Genomic DNA, 14,930 nt, shown 5'->3' with positions numbered 1-14,930 from the left:
ACCATTTCGAAAGCGTATTCAGTCGAACCCGACGCCCGCTTGCGGTTTGTGTCTCGTACACACGCTTTTCGGCGTTGCGCCGGCGGCGACTCGAGTCGCCGTCCTGTCAGATGTCCGGACGATCGGTGGTCGGTGACGGTGGCCGCGAACGGCCTCGAGTCGAACGAACGCGAGAAACCGAGATAGTCGAACCGACGCTACAGTTCGGCCAGCCGCCCGACGTCGGATAGCACCGCCGTCGCCGTCTCCGGACCGCCCGCGCCGCGGCCGCTGTTGTGGAGGCTGCCGGCGTGTTTCGTTTCGATCTGGACGATGTTTCGCGTTCCCGTCACGGCGAGCGCGCCGTTTTCGGGGACGAGTCGCGGACCGACGCGGACGCCCTCTCGGGAGGCTTCACCGATGAGTCGGATCGTGCGGCCGTCCTCGGCGGCGAGGTCGAGGGCGCTTCCGGGAATGTTCTGGATACCCTCGACCGTCGCATCCGAGAGGGAGAAGCCGCCGTCGGCGAGCACGTTCGCGAGGATGACGAACTTGAGCGCGGCGTCGGTGCCGTCGACGTCGAACGTCGGATCCGCCTCCGCGACGCCGAGGTCCTGGGCTTCCGCGAGGACGTGCTCGTAGTCGAGTCCCTCCGCGGCCATGCGCGTGAGGATGAAGTTCGCGGTGCCGTTGAGCACGCCCCGCACGGCGGTCACGGCCTGGGGCGTCTCGTCTTCGATCGTCGAGAGGATGGGAATCGCGCCGCCGACGGTCGCCTCGAACCGGATCGATCCCCTGCTGTCGGCCGCGAGCGTCCGAAGCTCGTCGTACCGTTCGGCGACGGGACCTTTGTTCGCCAACACGGCGTGGCGATCCGCCTCGAGCGCGCGCCGAACGTGGCTGAAGCCGGGTTCGGCGTCGTCGAGGGTGGTCGGCGTCGCCTCGACGAGGACGTCGTAGTCGGCGTCGAAGACCGACTCGGGGTCGGCCGTTCCGACGGGGTCGCCCCCGACCTTTCGCTCCAGGGCGCGCTCGACGTCGATTCCGGCCGGATCGATCACGGCGCTACTCGAGTCCGCGAGCGCGACCACGTCGTGGCCGTACTCGCCGGCGAGATCCGTGACCGACCGGCCGACGTCGCCGGCACCTAACACGGCGAGTTTCACGGGACATCACCTCCGAGCAGCGGTTCGACGACGGTGAGTTCCTTCTCCGAGCCGATCGCCCGGATCGCCGCGAGCGCTTCGTCCGAGCGTCCGGAGTCGATCGCGAGGCGAACCCGCGCGCTCGAGACGGCTTTCGTCCCCTCGGGTGCCGAGAGCGAGAGGTCGAGGACGACGGCGTCGATCTCGGTTTCGATCCGCGAGAGCGTATCCGAGAGATCGCTCTCGACGAGCTGTCCGACCAGGACGACGCTGATCTCCTCGCCGTAGTGTTCCGCGCCCGCCTGGATGACGTTGACGCCGGCGTCTCGCAGGGCTCCGACAATGTCGTCGAAGCGGTCCGGCGGGCTCTCGAGGTCGACCTCCACGGGGATGTGACCGCGCGGTGTCATGTTGCCGCGTTCGTGGTGGATGCTGAGAAGGTTGCCGCCGTTGTTCGCGATCGGCTCGAGCGCGCGCAGCAGCTCGCCGGGTTCGTCGACGAGCTCGAGTCGAACGGTGTAGGCGCGAACGCCGCCGTCCGTCTCCGGCTCGTCCTCGCCGCTCTCGTCTGTCTCCGTCACGGTCTCCTCGAGGTCGTCAACCATCGACGTCACCTCCTGCTTGCGGGCGTCCACGCGTCGTCATTGTGTACGACTCCGCAATTGACGCGTAAAAGCATATAGGCGTTCCCAAAACTCTCCGTGGGTGTCAACGAACACCATGCGGCGACGCGTCCGCCGAGCGGACGGCTCGTCTCGGTCGACCGGTCTCACCGTTCGCGAATCCGCGCGGAGTATATAACCCGAACCGTGGACGGTCGGCGTATGAATCGCGAGTCGCCGAGCGGTCGGCGTGCCGTCCTGGCTGCCGTCGCGGCGAGTGTAGGCGCGGCCGGTACAACGAGCGCTGCACTGGCACGGAACGAGGACGACTCGTTCGACGGTGTCGGCGTCGGTCCGGACGGTCCGAGTGACGAGACCAGCGGTACCGTCGACTCGAAGACGACCGAGACGAAACCCGTGACGGGAACGGAACGGACTCCGGCCGGGGTGGACGACGGCGACGCGAACGTGGTCGCCCGCGACGGGATCGTGGTCGCGTTCGACCACTGCAAGCGCCTCCGTCTCGGTGGGTCGAGTTCCGATTTCAGCCACGCGGACGTGGCCTCGTGGGAAGCGGACATCGTTCTCGAAGGGGAGGTGTACGAAGAACGGTGGACGACGGTCTACGATCTGCCCGCGACGGTGACGGCTCCGGGCGGGCCGAACGAACCCGAACCCGCGGCCCTGCACGGCGTCACCGTCTACACGACGGCGGGCGATCGTTTCACTGTCTCGGCATCCGGCGGCTGTCGCGAACTGGTCGAACGACACGTCGAGGAACGCGACTGACGGGGTCGCGCCTCGGTGGTGGCGCTACTCGAGGCGCGGGAGCCGCCGCGGACCCGGAACCCGCTTCGACGTCGACGAGCACGCATGACGGCGCGAGGGTCGCGCGGACTGCTGTCAGTCGTTTGCCGACGCGTCGATTGCGCAGTCGTGCAGTGCGACCGCGAACGATCTGCGGTCACACCCGGACAGCGACGGCGATCCGTCTCAGAGGTGATCCTTGCCCGGATTCGAGGAGCCCCAGTCGCCGCGACCGCCCTCGGTGCGATCGATTCCCATGATCGATTCGGCCTGCTCCGGTCCGCCCAGGCTCTCGCGAGCGTCGGGGACGCGGACGGTGACCTCGTCGATCTCCGGCCACGTGAGGAGTTCGGCCTCGATGTTTCCCGTCGTGACGTCGCTCACCGAACAGCCCGAACAGCCCCCGCCGAGCTCGATGACGACCTCGCCCGTCTCGGGATCGGCCTCCCGGACCGCGCTCGTTCCGCCGTGCATCTGGATGATCGGCATCTCGCGGCTGAGCCAGTTCTCGACCCGCTCTCGAAGCGTCGGGTCGGCGTCGGAGTCGGTCATTGGCCGCATTAGGTGCTCGAGCGGTGAATAGGTTTGGTCCGACGCCCGAAATCGTCAGGAACGACCCTGAACGTTACCGATCTCGCGAGTCATCGCCCGGACCGTCGTCGCGCCGGCGCAACCACTCGAGGACGGCGAGACCGCCGGCGACGCCGCCCGCTCCGGCGGTCGCGGTGAACCCTGGGATCGGATCGAGTGCGTTCGATCCGCCGTCGTCGCCGGATTCGACGGCTCCGCCGTCGCTCGAGCCGTCGTCGCCGGGTTGTCCGCCGGACTCGTCGGTCGACGCCCCCCCGTCGCCGCCGTCGTCATCGTCGTCGCGAGCCGGCTCGAGATCCAGCTCGTCGAGGTCGGTGAGCGACGGCTGGTCGGACTGCTCGCCGGCGCGGATGGGGAACGTATAGAGCGCGCCGTCGGTCTCGCCGTGGGGGATGGCTTCGGTGCTGCTCGCGACGAAGACCTCGCCCGGATCGGCGACGCGGGCGGTCCAGAAGCCGGCGGCCTCGGGGTCGCGCCACGAGACGAGTTCCGTCGGTTCCGACGGGTCGCTCACGTCGTGGATCGTGACGCCGCCCTGGTACCACGACGCGTACAGTTCGCCGTCGCGAAGCTCGAAGTTGTGGGCCGTCGTCCACAGCGGCCCGTAGTATCGTTCGTCCGCCGCCCGCGGCGCGTCGATGGACGCCCGAAACGCGGGGTCGGCCGGATCGCGCACGTCGTAGAGGTCGATCCCGCCCGGACCGTCCGGCTCGTCGCCGCCGGTCGCCCACGCCTCCCGGCCGACGGCGAGCAGATCGCCCGCCTCGTCGACCGCGGCGTAGTGGTCGTTACCGGGGAGTCCGAGCCGCGCCTCCTCGTCGTCGATCCCTTGCTGTTCCTCGAGGTCGGTGTCGGCGACGTGTGAGAGGTACTCGGGAGCGGACGGATCGCTCACGTCGAGCAGGTAGGTGCCGGCGTTCCAGTGAGCGAGGTACGCGACGTCGTCGTGGACGTAGACGTCGTGGAGGTACCGCGCCAGCCAGTCGACGTCCTCCCAATCCGGTTCGCGCTCGAGCAGCGACCAGCGGCCGATCTCGGCGGCCTCGTCGCCGCCGACGTCGTAGACGACGAGCGGGTTCTCCTCGGAGCCGTTCGCGACGACGTAGAGAGAGTCACCCTCGAGATAGCAGTTGTGGATGTGGAAGCCGGTTTCGGTGGGCTCTCCGAGGAGTTCCGGCTCGGCCGGGTCGCTCACGTCGTAGCGCAGGAACCCGTGAAAGAGCGAGTCAGCGGCCCGATTCGCCGGACCGGGGACGATCAGCACGTCGCCGTCGACCTTGACGTCGAGGACCTCGAGCAGCGGCGCGCCTTCGACGCGGAGATCGCGTTCCTCGGCGAGTATCTCGGGTTCTCCGGGGTCGCTCACGTCGACGGTCGCGAAGCCGGTGGTGGCGGCCACGTAGACGGTGGTGCCGTCGTCGCCGACGACCGCCTCGGCCGCACCCTCGATATCGACGCGTCCGAGCGGTTCGTACCCGTCCGAGTCGGGTGGGCCGGCCCGAGCCGACGCGGACGTGGTGTACGACGCCACGGGGGGAACGGACAGGGCGATCGGAGCCGCGAGACTCCGCCGGAGGAACGGTCTCCGCTGCATACGGCTACCAGGAAACGAACGGATAAATAGCGTGGGGTGGGCTGGCACGCGGTGAATCGGCCGCGCCGGTTGGCCGCGGAGCCGACTAGACACCGTAGCGAGCGCGGTCTCCCGTCCCCTCCGTCAGCGCGCTCGCGAGCGCCCCTTCGAGGACGACGTCGTCGCCGAGGTCGGTGACGCGGATCTCCGGGACGTTCGCCATGATCATCTCCGGGACGCGCTCGCGGAGGGGATCGACGACGAGTTCCTCGTTGTACAGCGCGACGGCCCCGCCCAGCGAGACGACGATGGGTGCGAACGAGTGGATCACGTTGGCGAGGCCGATGGCGTTCCAGTGAGCCAACTGGTCGATCACGTAGTCCGCGAGTTCGTCCTCGCCGGCCAGTTCGAAGACGTCTCTCGCCGTGAACTCGGGATCGTCTAGCGGAAGCCGCGTCGAGATCGTCGGATCGTCCTCGGCGAGCAGTCGGGCGTAGTCGGGGATCCCGTTGCCCGAGCAGTAGGCCTCCCAGTGGCCCTCCCGCCCGCAACCGCAGGTCAGGCGACCGCGCGGGTCGACGACGCAGTGGCCAACCTCGCCGACGTTGCCGTCCCAGCCGTCCACGATGTGGCCGTCACAGCAGACGCCGGCGCCGATCCCCGACGAGATCGTGAGATAAACCATGTCGTCCGGATTTCGCCGGGCGTGAAACCGCTCGCCGATGACGCCCGCGTTCGTATCGTTGTGAAGGTAGACCTCGTCGTCGTCGATCAGCTTCCCGATCGGTCCGGTCAGGGGGATCCGGTCGATCGAATCGGGCAGGTTCGCGGGATCGATCACCGCGCCCTCGGCGAGGTCGAGCGGACCGATGGAGCCGATTCCGGCCGCGGTGACGTCTTCCGGACCGACGCCGGCTTCGGTACACGCCTCCCGGAGCGTCTCGAGGACGCCTTCGGTCACGTCGATCCCGGTCGGACCCCGCGGCGTCGCGTTGTGACTCGACCCGATCGTCGTTCCGTCGCTCTCGGCGACGACGGTCCGGACGTTCGTCGCGCCGAGATCGACGCCCGCGTAGTAGACCATGTGTCTGAAACACGGCCGTCGTCGCACTTAACTACACAGATCGGACGCCGGCGTCCGCGACGTATCAGTACAGCTGACCCTCGAGACCGCTGAACGACGGCGACACACATACGTGTTAACGTGCACCAATCATTACGTATGGCGACCGACGACTCATCGACCGCCGACCGGCCCGTTCCCTCGCTCACGGACGACGAGTGCGAGGCGCTGCACGAGGTCGAACTCGCCCTCGAGTGGCTCCTGCGAGCTCAGGGGAGTCTTCTCGAGTTTCACCACGCGACCGGACACGGGATGGACCACCTGGCCGAGGCCGAATCGCTGCTCAGGGACACCGGCCACGACGAGCTGGCGAACGCCGTCCGCTGTGAACTCCTCCCGCACGGCGTCGTCGACGGCGATCGCTGGTCGTACGACGTTCTCGAGGACTTCCAGGAGACGCTGCTCGCCGAGACGGTCTCGCTCGAGCACCGCGTCCGTCACGAACTCGCAGACGGGGAGCGACACGTCCGCGAGCGCCGACAGGAGCGCACCTGGAAACGCAGCGCAAAACGGTGAGATTCCCGCGCCGGCGTGAGCTGAGACGGGCTGGTGTCGCCGTCTACCGCCGCAGTCGCGTGTCGTTCGTGGTCGACCGAAGACGGTCGACAGCGGCTCGTCCGAACCAGTTCACACTTCGTCCGAACCAGTCCGCGGCGCGACCGATCACTCGTCGCTGCTGCGGACGAACGTGACGGGACAGGGTGCCGACAGCAGGACCTCCTGGGCGGTCGATCCGAACACCGCCTTCCCGGTCGGCGATCGGCGTCGGCCGCCGACGACGACCCGATCGGCGTCGACCGCCGTCGCGAGGTCGACGATCGACGGCCCGTGGTCGCCGACCGCGCCACGGATCTCGTAGTCGACGTCGGACTCGTCGAGAATCGACTGGAGGTTTCGGATCGTCGAGTGTCGCATCGCGACCTCGTCGGCGTCGATCTCGTCTCTGCTGGCGTCGAACTCGAGGCGGGTGACCACCTCGTCGTACTCCGAATCGGTGAACACGTGCGCCAGCACCACCGACGCGTCGGCCGGCTGGGCGACTTCGACGACCGCCTCGGCCAGTTCGTCGCTTCGTTCGACGTCTCCCGGTCCGACGGCGAGCAGGACAGTCTGCAGTGTCATACCTCGGCTATCGGCTCCACCCCACTTAAATTCGTGACTTTTCTCGTCGGAATAGGGGTCGGTATTACCGTCCTCTCGGCCACGCTGCTCGAAGATTTCCGCGTGGCTCACTCGACGGATTCCTTCCCGCGCTAATGCGCGTCCCCACGTCTCCACGGTACGGTGAGATGCGGGTTCGCCGCGGCGGGAGAGCACTCCCGTCGGGGGTGAGTTGTCCGTCGAGTCCACGGCTGAACGAGCCACGCGACGTGAACGAGTGGATTCGATGGACGGCGGCACCGAGCGATTTTTCCACGCGCTCGGCGAGAAGGACGTATGCGCGAACCCGATCTCGAGGGACGGACGGTGCTCGTCACGGGCAGCGCCGGCGGCGTCGGTCGCGAACTGTTGCTGGCGACGGCCGACTGCGGCGCGAAGACGGCCGTCCACTACCACACGAGCGCCGACGAGGCCCGCGAGGTCGCCGACGAGGCCCGCGAACGCGGCGCGAGCGACGCCACGACGGTCCAGGGGGACGTCACCGACCCGGAGAGCGTCGACGGCATCTTCGCGACGGTCGAGGCCGAGCTGGGAACAGTCGACGTCCTCGTCAACAACGTCGGCGACTTCGCGCCGATCCACTGGGAGGAACTGTCGTTCGAGCGGTGGAACCGGGTGCTCGAGACCAACCTCAACGGTACCTACCTCTGCTCGAAACGAGCGGTGCCCGCGATGCGCGAGGCCGGCGACGGCCGGATCGTCAACGTCGGTTACGCCTCGGCCGATCGAGGGCTCGTGAATCCGAAGAACTTCCCGTACTTCGTCGCGAAAGCGGGCGTGTTGATGTTCACGCGGATGCTCGCGGCGGACACGCGCGACGACGGCATTACCGTGAACGCGATCTCGCCGTACGTCGTCGAGAACTCGGCGGAGTTTCCCGAGACGTTACCGCGCGGACGACCCGCGCAGTTCGAGGATTTGGTCCGCCCGCTGTATTTCTTCCTCGATCCGGACAACGAGTACGTCAGCGGCGAGAACGTCGAGGTCGACGGCGGCTGGCTCCCCGAAGACGTCTGATACGGTCCGCTGTTCCGTCGTACCGGCGGAACGCCGGCTGATCGCGTTCGCGGGGAACTGATGGAGGCAGTTCGTCCGCGCGTCGACTGGACCGCCACCGATTCCCACTCGAGCGCACGTCCGGTCGCGACGTCGAGGTGAGAAATTTATATAACTGCTGGATGTTCATTGGTAGAATATCGACACGATCGTAATGAACGAGCCCGAAACTCCGTTGCCACCGACCGGCCAGCGTTCGCCGAGCCGGTGGATCACGCGCGCTCGAGACGAGACGGTCGCCACGGTTCGGTTCCCATGACGAACGCTGACCGGAGCCGATCGACTCCCACCGACCACGACCGATCGATCGACTTCGCCGACGGACGGTCGCTCGAGAACGCCGTCTTGCTTTCGATCGACTTCCAGCAGGGGTTCGACGATCCGTCCTGGGGCGTGCGAAACAACCCGGACGCCGAACGGCGGGCGGCGACGCTGCTCGCGCGGTGGCGCGAAACCGACCGCCCCGTGATCCACGTCCGCCACGAGTCCACCGAACCGGAGTCGCCGCTACACCCGGATGGACCCGGCGTCGCGTTCAAATCGGAGCTTGCTCCCCGCGAGGACGAGCCGACGTTCGTCAAGGCGGTCAACGGCGCGTTCGTCGACACCGACCTCGAGCCGTGGCTGCGCGAGCGCGAACTCGAGACGCTCGTGCTCGTGGGGCTGACGACCGATCACTGCGTCTCGACGACCGCGCGGATGGGAGAGAATCGCGGGTTCGACGTGATCGTCGTCGCGGACGCCACCGCGACGTTCGAACGGACGTACGACGGAAACACGTTCGACGCGGAGACGGTACACCGAAGCGCGCTGGCCCACCTCGAAGGCGAGTTCGCGACGATCGTTCGGGCGGCTGAACTACTGTGCATCCGAGAGGACTGACCGACCGCGCATCCGAGGGGGCGAACTCACCGGCGCGTGACCGAACGGGCCGCCGAGCGCGGACGCCGCGGCCGACTACCGACCGATTCCGAACTCGTGAGCGGCCAGCCTGCCCAGCATGGGGACGTCGCCCGGTTTGAGCAGCTTCGCGATGGCCGCGAGGCTTCCGCGGTTCGCCCTCGCGAGCGTCCGGTCGTCGAAGTCGTTCAGATCCCGCATGAGCTCGTCGTAGCGGTCGTTCTCGGCGAAGTAGAGGAGTTTCGTCATCCACAGCCGCGTTCGGACGTTCGGGGCGACCTCGCGGTGCCAGAGCGTCTCGTACACCTCGAGGTTCTCCGCGGTCGGCTCGAGGTCGCCGTGTTTCAGGCAGCTGTCGGCCGCGGCGGCCGCCATCCGTCCCGACTGCATGCACTTGTTGATCCCCTCGCCCCAGAGCGGATCGACCGTCGGAACCGTATCGCCGATGGCCATGAACCGGTCGGTGTGCATCTTCCCTGGCGGCTGAATGTGCGCCGAGCCGCGGTGTTGTTTCCCCTCGAGCCGCTCGGCGTTCCGAAACCGGGGGTCGGTCTCGAGCCAGTGGTCGAGGTAGTCGTCGATGGTGAAACTCTCGCGGGCGTAGCGCTGGTGGACGTCGTTCTGGATGTAACAGAGTCCTACCTTGGCGGTGTCCTCGCCGGTGTGGAAGATCCACGAGTAGCCCCCGGGCGCGATAGCGTGATCGAGCCGGAGCATCATCGCGTCGTGGAGGTCCGCGAAACCCGGGCGATCGACGTCGATCCCTTCGAACTCGTACTCGATTCCGATCGCGTGGTTCTCGCGTTTGAGATCGACGACGTCGAGTTTCTTCGCCAGCGGTGCCGCCGGCCCCGTCGCGTCGACGACGATCTCTCCGTAGACCTCCTCGTCGCCGTTGTATCTGACGCCGACGATCTCGCCGCTCTCCGTGATCGGCGCTGTTACGCGCGCGTCGAAGCGGTACTCGGCGCCGTCTTCCGTCCCGTCAGCGACCAGAAACCGTTTGAAGTCCGCGAACTCGAGGACCGCGCCGGGCTGTTCGCGCACGTAGTAGTCGGTCGGCGACTCGAGGACGACGCTGTCGGTGTATTGCATGACGACGTCGTCGGGAATTCCGAACGAAGCCATCATCGACGGGAACGTCCCTGCGGTCGATTTGTTGCTCTGTCGCGGGAACTCGTCTTCGGACTCCGTCTCCAGGACGACGACGTCGTACCCTCTGGCGGCGAGGTCGCGCGCGCACTGGGCACCTGCCGGACCGGCACCGGCGATCACCACGTCGTAGCGGTCGTTCATGCACTCGAGACTGTATCGAACCCTAATGAGTTTGTTCAGTCGTCGTCGTGAGTTCGTCGCGTCTATTATTATCGGTCATGTGCGTCTCCCACCGGCTCTCGATCCGTCGAACCGAATCGATTCGCCAGCCGCGTGGTACTCGTACGGACGTGCGTGCGCCCCTTGGCTCTTTGTGCGCTCTCCGTCCGCGGGCGCGAGACGGAGACCGACCGGGTACCTTTTTGCCGTCGTCGAGAAAAGACATCCACATGGTCGACGTCCTCGACAACAAGCGGGCCGCCACGCGATTTCGAATCCTGGTCCAGATCGCGGAGCGCCAGCCCGCCGTCAGCCAGGGGGAGATCGCCGAGGAGGTCGGCGTCACGAGCCAGGCGGTCAGCGAGTACATCCGCGAACTCGTCGACGAGGGATTCGTCGAGAAGGAGGGACGGTCGCGCTACCGGGTCACCCGGGAGGGCGTCGACTGGCTCTTTCGCGCCGCCGACGACGTCCGCCGGTTCGCCGACCACGTCACCGGAGACGTTCTCGGCGCGATGAGCGAGGACGCCTACGTCGCCACCGACGACGTCGAGGAAGGCGAGACCGTCTCGCTGTCGGTCGAAAACGGTCTGTTACACGCCACTCCCGGCGACGACGGACCCGCAACCGGAATCGCGACGACCGACGCGGCGGCCGGAACCGACGTCGGCGTCACCAGCTTCGAGGGGATCATGGAACTCGAGCCGGGAACCGTCACCGTTCTCCAGGTGCCGACGGTCCGAACCGGCGGCAGCCGGGCGATCGAGACCGAGACCGTCCGTACCGTCTGTGCCGACGCCGATCTCGTCGCCGCGACCGGGGTCGAGGCCGTCGTCGCCTGCCGCCAGGCGGACGTCGAACCCGACCTCAGGTTCGCCGTCGGAGACGTCGCCGCCGACGCCGCCGAACACGGCCTCGAGGTGAGCGCCGTCGTCACGACCGACGCCGTCGGCCACGTCACCGACGCGCTGCGCGACGCCGACGTCTCCTACGAAGTGCTCGAGGGATGAGCTATCCGCGGCTATCGCCGTGGGTTTTCGCCTCGTAATTTCTCCACTCGCCGTCCCACCTGATCGACGGCGTCCGCTCACTCGGTGACGACGTCGGCGGGAAAGACGATCGAAAACGCGTCAGCCGATGTACCGCAGATCGTCGTCCGTCGGCATCTCCATGCTCTGTTGTTGCTGTTCCATCTCCTGGATCTTGCCGATGACGTCCTCCATCTCGTCGGCGCGTTCGTCGAGCGACTCGTAGCCGAGATCGATGTCGAGGCGCTCCTCGAGCACCTCGAGTACGGCGCGGGCGCTTTTGGGATCGACCAGGTAGCCGCTGGTCTCGCCCATCAGACAGGCCGCCTCGAAGCCCCGGCGCTCGCCGAGTCCGAGCAGGAGTCCCGAGACGCCGACGATGCCGCCCGCGGGTTCGTCCTCGCGGAACTCGACGCCGGCCTCCTCGAGCCCCTCGAGCATCGACTCGTGGCTGACCGCGCCGATGACGGCGTACTCGTCGATGAGTTCCCCGGTCGGGACGCCACCCAGGGCGTACACCTCCGACGCGCCGAACTCCTCGGCGACGTCGAGGAAGGCGTCGGTCAGCAGGTAGTGGCCCTCGTTGGTCTGGGCCTGATGGTCGCCCGTCAACAGAAGCAGATCCCGGCCCTCGGGCACGGTCACGGCGTAGACTTCGCTGCAGGTCAGCTCCGAGACGCCGTCCTCGATGCTCACCTGTGGCGGAAACTCCCGCGAGTAGATTCGACGGACGAGCGTGCTCTCGCCCTCCAGTTCCTCGAGCAGGTGGTCGACGGCGAGCTTTCCGACGTGGCCGACGCCCGGTAATCCCTCGACGAAGACGGGGTCGCCCAGGTCGACCTCGGCAACCGCGTCGATCTCGAGTTCGTCCATACCGTATCAGCGACTGCGACGTTTAAGAGCGCGTCGGTACTCGCCGTACGAATCGTTCGGATCGAACGGGGCCGGGGCGCTGTTTTCGGCCTCGTCGCCACAGACCGGACAGGTTCGAGAAAGCGTATACACCGGGCGATCGTGTCGCTCGCGCCACGCCGAACACACCCGGATGTCGGATTTCATTCGTCGTCGGTTCGACGCTCGCGGTGGAACTCGCCGGTGCCCCCGTGGTCCTCGATGGCGGCGATCGCCCGGTCGGCGCTTTCCTCGAGGTGGGACTCGGCGGTCTTGTAGTTCGGCGCTTGCACCTCGATGCGGTACTCCGGCGCGCCGACGTAGCTAACCTCGAGGTCGACCTCCTCGGGGACGCTGCCGTTACCTTCGCCGGCCTCGAGCGCCTCGCGGATGCCGTCGACGCCGGACGGCGATGGGTTCTCGAGATCGACGTAGCCGGTAACGTTGACGTACGGCACGGAGACGTTCTCGCGGGCGGTTTCGACGATTGCGTCGATCTCGTCGCCCGAGAGGTCGGTCTCGGAGAGGGCCTCCTCGCCGTGGATCGCGGCCTGCTTGAACCCCTCGTAGAGGCTCCCGTGAGCGCCGATCAGTTCGTTTGCGATCGCGGTGTACTCCTCGTCGCCGATCCCCTCGCCGACGGCCAGATCCATCCAGTTATCGGCCTTCTGTTCGTTTTTCCACTGCTGGATCTTCTCGGAGCGCTGGTGGTCGTTGACGTCCTTGAGCGAGAGATCGATCTGTTCGTGGCCCTCGTCGACGTCGAGAACCTTGCAGACGACGATCTGGCCCTCGCGGACGTGGTCGCGGACGTTCTTGATCCAGCCGCTCGCGACTTCGGAAATGTGGATGAGGCCGCGTTTGTCCTCGTACTCCTCGAGATCGACGAAGACGCCGAAGTCCTCGATCTCGTCGATCTTGCCGACGACGAGTTCGCCGGGGTTGGGCCAGCCGCTGTATTTCATCGTGATTCGACTGTCTCGACGATCTCGTGTTCGATCTCGGCTTTGCCGCCGGTCGGTCGCGCGAGCGTCGTTCCGCAGACGGCGCAGGCGACCTCCGTCGAGGCCTTGCCGAAGACGGTCTGTTCGTTCTCGCAGTCACCGCAGCGAACGCTGTAGAAGTTTCCTGCCATGGAAATCACTCCTGGAACTCGAGTCGACCGGTTCGCCATCCCTCTCGGAGGTGGGCCTTGCCGCACTCGTTGCAGCGGTACTTGAGGTCGGTCTTCTTGGTCGGCTTGTCGCCGCCGGGCACCTTCGAGAAACGACCGGCGTTGCCGATGACGGCCGTGTTCCGTCGGGTTCGACGAGCGTCCCACTTCATACCCGAGGAGCGGCCGGTCCGGACCTTCTCGACCTCGTGTTCGTGGTGTTCGTGACAGTGCGGACAGTACGTGTTGAAGCGGCGTGGCATCTGCATGTTATCTCACTTGAGGTGGGCTTAGACAGCGCCGTTTAAAACCCGTTTGGTTCGCCGTCGGACCGACGATCGAACCGGGCCGGGCGCTCGAGTCGCGCGGTAGCCGGAGAGAAGCGCCGTCCCAGCGAGGACAACTGGAGACGCTTGCGATCCAAACTCGACTCGCTCGTCGTCACGAGCCCCGGCACTCGAGCGGGGACGGGTTGGACCTCGAGCCCGCGTGTGCGCCTTCGAAGCGTTTAATCCCCTCTCCCGAGAACGCTCGCGTATGAAACAGCTCATCATCTACGGGGACCCCGGAATCCGCGCGGGGGCGATCATCGAGTACGACGGGGAGCGAGTGGTCTGTTTCGGCATCAACCGAAACGGGGAGTGGCACGGCCCCGAGGAGGTCCAGCTGTGGTGTACCGTCGGCGACGAAGACGAGTACGAAGACTACGAGAAACGAAACTACGTCCCGCACTTCCTCGACGTCGATCACGTCGACGCCGACGACGTCGACGTCGTTCGGGCGAACGCCGACCTGGCAGTGTAGACCCGTCACGACGCCGTTTTCATCGAACGGAGAGTTCCATCACCGGACCTCGGCCCGGTCGATCCAGCCCTGGATTCGCTTCTCCGAGACGTCCGTTTGCTCGGCCAGTTCCGCCGCGTCGGCTCCCGCGAGGTCTGCGACGGTCTCGACGCCGGCGTCCGCGAGCCGGTCGGCGTAGGCCGGTCCGATGCCCTTGATCGAGTTGACCGGCTCCCCGTCGCCGTCCGCCGGTTCGGATTCGTCCGTCTCGTCGACTTCGTCGTCGTCATCCGATTCGTCTTCGTCGTCCGATTCGTCCCCGTCGTCCGACTCGGCCGCGCCCTCGAGGACGTCCTCCGCGTCGGCGTCCCCGGTGACGTCATCCTCGACGGAGTCGACGTGATCCGCCCCTTCGTCGACGGTCTTTTCCTCCGTCGGCGCGGCGTCCGTCTCCGCAGGACCCGTCGCTTCGGCCGGTTCGGCGGCCCGGTCGGGGTCTTCTGCGGGATCGACCAGCGAGTCCGTCGAGCCGGCCGCCTCGGTTCCGGCCGCGGCCGGCTCCTCGTCGGCCGCAGCGTCGGGTTCGCTCTCTCCGTCTTCGGTTTCGTCGGGCTCGCTCGAGTCCTCGTCGAGACGGGCGGACGCCGGCGCATCGCGGACGCGCTCCGACGCCTCGTCGTCGCTCGAGCGCTCGCGCTCGACGGTGACGCCGACCTCTCGAGCCCCCCGCCGTTGCGAACTCGAATCCTCGAGTCCCAGCAGCGACTTCAGCTTTTGGAGGATTCCCATTGCGACGATATACTCGTCTCCTGCACTTAAATTCG

19 protein-coding genes are annotated in these 14,930 nt (G+C 66.9%); 6 read left to right on the top strand and 13 right to left on the bottom strand.

Going from position 1 to position 14,930, the window contains the following annotated elements; genetic code table 11:
- Positions 1–197: 197 nt before the first annotated feature.
- Both EA472_RS02275 and EA472_RS02270 read right to left on the bottom strand, forming a co-directional pair.
- Positions 198–1,145 carry a homoserine dehydrogenase gene (locus EA472_RS02275; protein ID WP_124189883.1) on the bottom strand — a complete coding sequence of 316 codons (948 nt, stop codon included), beginning with the start codon at positions 1,143–1,145 and terminating at the stop codon, positions 198–200.
- The gene (locus EA472_RS02270) at positions 1,142–1,729 is read right to left on the bottom strand and encodes an amino acid-binding protein (protein ID WP_207891105.1); all 588 of its coding nucleotides are present in this window, start codon (positions 1,727–1,729) and stop codon (positions 1,142–1,144) included. Before EA472_RS02270 ends, EA472_RS02275 begins: the two co-directional genes overlap by 4 nt.
- A 219-nt stretch (positions 1,730–1,948) precedes the next feature.
- Here EA472_RS02270 and EA472_RS02265 point away from each other — a divergent pair, with 219 nt between their 5' ends.
- A complete protein-coding gene (locus EA472_RS02265; protein WP_124189881.1) occupies positions 1,949–2,515 on the top strand; it encodes a hypothetical protein in 567 nt (188 codons plus the stop codon).
- Positions 2,516–2,719: 204 nt separating this feature from the next.
- Here the strand turns inward: EA472_RS02265 and EA472_RS02260 are convergent, their stop codons facing one another.
- From EA472_RS02260 to EA472_RS02250, 3 genes are all read right to left on the bottom strand, one after another.
- Entirely contained in the window at positions 2,720–3,085 is a 366-nt protein-coding gene (locus EA472_RS02260; RefSeq protein ID WP_124189880.1) for a NifU family protein, read from the bottom strand.
- A gap of 73 nt (positions 3,086–3,158) precedes the next feature.
- Complete coding sequence (locus EA472_RS02255) at positions 3,159–4,718, bottom strand: LVIVD repeat-containing protein (RefSeq protein WP_124189879.1); 1,560 nt, start codon at positions 4,716–4,718, stop codon at positions 3,159–3,161.
- A gap of 85 nt (positions 4,719–4,803) precedes the next feature.
- On the bottom strand, positions 4,804–5,781 hold the full coding sequence (locus EA472_RS02250; protein WP_124189878.1) for an ROK family protein: 978 nt from the start codon (positions 5,779–5,781) through the stop codon (positions 4,804–4,806).
- A 138-nt stretch (positions 5,782–5,919) separates the two neighbouring features.
- Between EA472_RS02250 and EA472_RS02245 the strand changes: the two genes are divergently transcribed.
- Positions 5,920–6,336, top strand: a complete 417-nt coding sequence (locus EA472_RS02245; protein WP_124189877.1) for a hypothetical protein — start codon at positions 5,920–5,922, stop codon at positions 6,334–6,336.
- Positions 6,337–6,483: 147 nt separating this feature from the next.
- On the opposite strand, the gene EA472_RS02240 is transcribed toward EA472_RS02245, so the two are convergent.
- Positions 6,484–6,942: a universal stress protein gene (locus tag EA472_RS02240; RefSeq protein WP_124189876.1), complete on the bottom strand. Its 459-nt coding sequence runs from the start codon at positions 6,940–6,942 to the stop codon at positions 6,484–6,486.
- Positions 6,943–7,257: 315 nt separating this feature from the next.
- Between EA472_RS02240 and EA472_RS02235 the strand changes: the two genes are divergently transcribed.
- On the top strand, positions 7,258–7,998 hold the full coding sequence (locus EA472_RS02235; protein ID WP_124189875.1) for an SDR family NAD(P)-dependent oxidoreductase: 741 nt from the start codon (positions 7,258–7,260) through the stop codon (positions 7,996–7,998).
- 294 nt (positions 7,999–8,292) lie between these two features.
- Entirely contained in the window at positions 8,293–8,919 is a 627-nt protein-coding gene (locus EA472_RS02230) for a cysteine hydrolase family protein (protein WP_124189874.1), read from the top strand.
- 75 nt (positions 8,920–8,994) lie between these two features.
- Here EA472_RS02230 and EA472_RS02225 read toward each other — a convergent pair whose 3' ends face one another.
- Positions 8,995–10,233, bottom strand: coding sequence for a digeranylgeranylglycerophospholipid reductase (locus EA472_RS02225; protein ID WP_124189873.1), 1,239 nt, complete (start codon positions 10,231–10,233; stop codon positions 8,995–8,997).
- Positions 10,234–10,481: 248 nt separating this feature from the next.
- Between EA472_RS02225 and EA472_RS02220 the strand changes: the two genes are divergently transcribed.
- On the top strand, positions 10,482–11,261 hold the full coding sequence (locus EA472_RS02220) for a DUF7839 domain-containing protein (protein WP_124189872.1): 780 nt from the start codon (positions 10,482–10,484) through the stop codon (positions 11,259–11,261).
- Positions 11,262–11,381: 120 nt separating this feature from the next.
- Here the strand turns inward: EA472_RS02220 and EA472_RS02215 are convergent, their stop codons facing one another.
- Genes EA472_RS02215 through EA472_RS02195 form a run of 5 tightly spaced genes read right to left on the bottom strand, consistent with a single transcriptional unit; the run spans position 11,382 to position 13,592 of the window.
- On the bottom strand, positions 11,382–12,152 hold the full coding sequence (locus EA472_RS02215) for a proteasome assembly chaperone family protein (RefSeq protein WP_124189871.1): 771 nt from the start codon (positions 12,150–12,152) through the stop codon (positions 11,382–11,384).
- 6 nt (positions 12,153–12,158) lie between these two features.
- Positions 12,159–12,338 (bottom strand): RNA-protein complex protein Nop10, encoded by a 180-nt coding sequence (locus EA472_RS02210; protein WP_124189870.1) that lies wholly within the window; start codon positions 12,336–12,338, stop codon positions 12,159–12,161.
- The gene (locus EA472_RS02205; protein ID WP_124189869.1) at positions 12,335–13,135 is read right to left on the bottom strand and encodes a translation initiation factor IF-2 subunit alpha; all 801 of its coding nucleotides are present in this window, start codon (positions 13,133–13,135) and stop codon (positions 12,335–12,337) included. The genes EA472_RS02210 and EA472_RS02205 overlap by 4 nt, the downstream gene beginning before the upstream one ends.
- Positions 13,132–13,305: a 30S ribosomal protein S27e gene (locus EA472_RS02200; protein ID WP_117364935.1), complete on the bottom strand. Its 174-nt coding sequence runs from the start codon at positions 13,303–13,305 to the stop codon at positions 13,132–13,134. Before EA472_RS02200 ends, EA472_RS02205 begins: the two co-directional genes overlap by 4 nt.
- Before the next feature lie 5 nt (positions 13,306–13,310).
- On the bottom strand, positions 13,311–13,592 hold the full coding sequence (locus EA472_RS02195) for a 50S ribosomal protein L44e (protein ID WP_124189868.1): 282 nt from the start codon (positions 13,590–13,592) through the stop codon (positions 13,311–13,313).
- 268 nt (positions 13,593–13,860) lie between these two features.
- On the opposite strand from EA472_RS02195, the gene EA472_RS02190 reads away from it, so the two are divergent.
- On the top strand, positions 13,861–14,127 hold the full coding sequence (locus EA472_RS02190; protein ID WP_124189867.1) for an HAH_0734 family protein: 267 nt from the start codon (positions 13,861–13,863) through the stop codon (positions 14,125–14,127).
- 39 nt (positions 14,128–14,166) lie between these two features.
- Here the strand turns inward: EA472_RS02190 and EA472_RS02185 are convergent, their stop codons facing one another.
- Positions 14,167–14,895, bottom strand: coding sequence for a helix-hairpin-helix domain-containing protein (locus tag EA472_RS02185; protein ID WP_124189866.1), 729 nt, complete (start codon positions 14,893–14,895; stop codon positions 14,167–14,169).
- Positions 14,896–14,930 lie beyond the last annotated feature (35 nt).

The sequence above is a fragment of the Natrarchaeobius oligotrophus genome, from assembly GCF_003841465.1.
Classification (GTDB): domain Archaea; phylum Halobacteriota; class Halobacteria; order Halobacteriales; family Natrialbaceae; genus Natrarchaeobius; species Natrarchaeobius oligotrophus.
This window is presented reverse-complemented; position numbering and strand designations above follow the sequence as displayed.

Coding starts and splice junctions, on each gene's coding strand:
- EA472_RS02270 (WP_207891105.1), bottom strand. CDS start 1,729: ATGGTTGACGACCTCGAGGAGACCGTGACGGAGACAGACGAGAGCGGC.
- EA472_RS02265 (WP_124189881.1), top strand. CDS start 1,949: ATGAATCGCGAGTCGCCGAGCGGTCGGCGTGCCGTCCTGGCTGCCGTC.
- EA472_RS02260 (WP_124189880.1), bottom strand. CDS start 3,085: ATGACCGACTCCGACGCCGACCCGACGCTTCGAGAGCGGGTCGAGAAC.
- EA472_RS02255 (WP_124189879.1), bottom strand. CDS start 4,718: ATGCAGCGGAGACCGTTCCTCCGGCGGAGTCTCGCGGCTCCGATCGCC.
- EA472_RS02250 (WP_124189878.1), bottom strand. CDS start 5,781: ATGGTCTACTACGCGGGCGTCGATCTCGGCGCGACGAACGTCCGGACC.
- EA472_RS02245 (WP_124189877.1), top strand. CDS start 5,920: ATGGCGACCGACGACTCATCGACCGCCGACCGGCCCGTTCCCTCGCTC.
- EA472_RS02240 (WP_124189876.1), bottom strand. CDS start 6,942: ATGACACTGCAGACTGTCCTGCTCGCCGTCGGACCGGGAGACGTCGAA.
- EA472_RS02235 (WP_124189875.1), top strand. CDS start 7,258: ATGCGCGAACCCGATCTCGAGGGACGGACGGTGCTCGTCACGGGCAGC.
- EA472_RS02230 (WP_124189874.1), top strand. CDS start 8,293: ATGACGAACGCTGACCGGAGCCGATCGACTCCCACCGACCACGACCGA.
- EA472_RS02225 (WP_124189873.1), bottom strand. CDS start 10,233: ATGAACGACCGCTACGACGTGGTGATCGCCGGTGCCGGTCCGGCAGGT.
- EA472_RS02220 (WP_124189872.1), top strand. CDS start 10,482: ATGGTCGACGTCCTCGACAACAAGCGGGCCGCCACGCGATTTCGAATC.
- EA472_RS02215 (WP_124189871.1), bottom strand. CDS start 12,152: ATGGACGAACTCGAGATCGACGCGGTTGCCGAGGTCGACCTGGGCGAC.
- EA472_RS02210 (WP_124189870.1), bottom strand. CDS start 12,338: ATGAAATCCGACATCCGGGTGTGTTCGGCGTGGCGCGAGCGACACGAT.
- EA472_RS02205 (WP_124189869.1), bottom strand. CDS start 13,135: ATGAAATACAGCGGCTGGCCCAACCCCGGCGAACTCGTCGTCGGCAAG.
- EA472_RS02200 (WP_117364935.1), bottom strand. CDS start 13,305: ATGGCAGGAAACTTCTACAGCGTTCGCTGCGGTGACTGCGAGAACGAA.
- EA472_RS02195 (WP_124189868.1), bottom strand. CDS start 13,592: ATGCAGATGCCACGCCGCTTCAACACGTACTGTCCGCACTGTCACGAA.
- EA472_RS02190 (WP_124189867.1), top strand. CDS start 13,861: ATGAAACAGCTCATCATCTACGGGGACCCCGGAATCCGCGCGGGGGCG.
- EA472_RS02185 (WP_124189866.1), bottom strand. CDS start 14,895: ATGGGAATCCTCCAAAAGCTGAAGTCGCTGCTGGGACTCGAGGATTCG.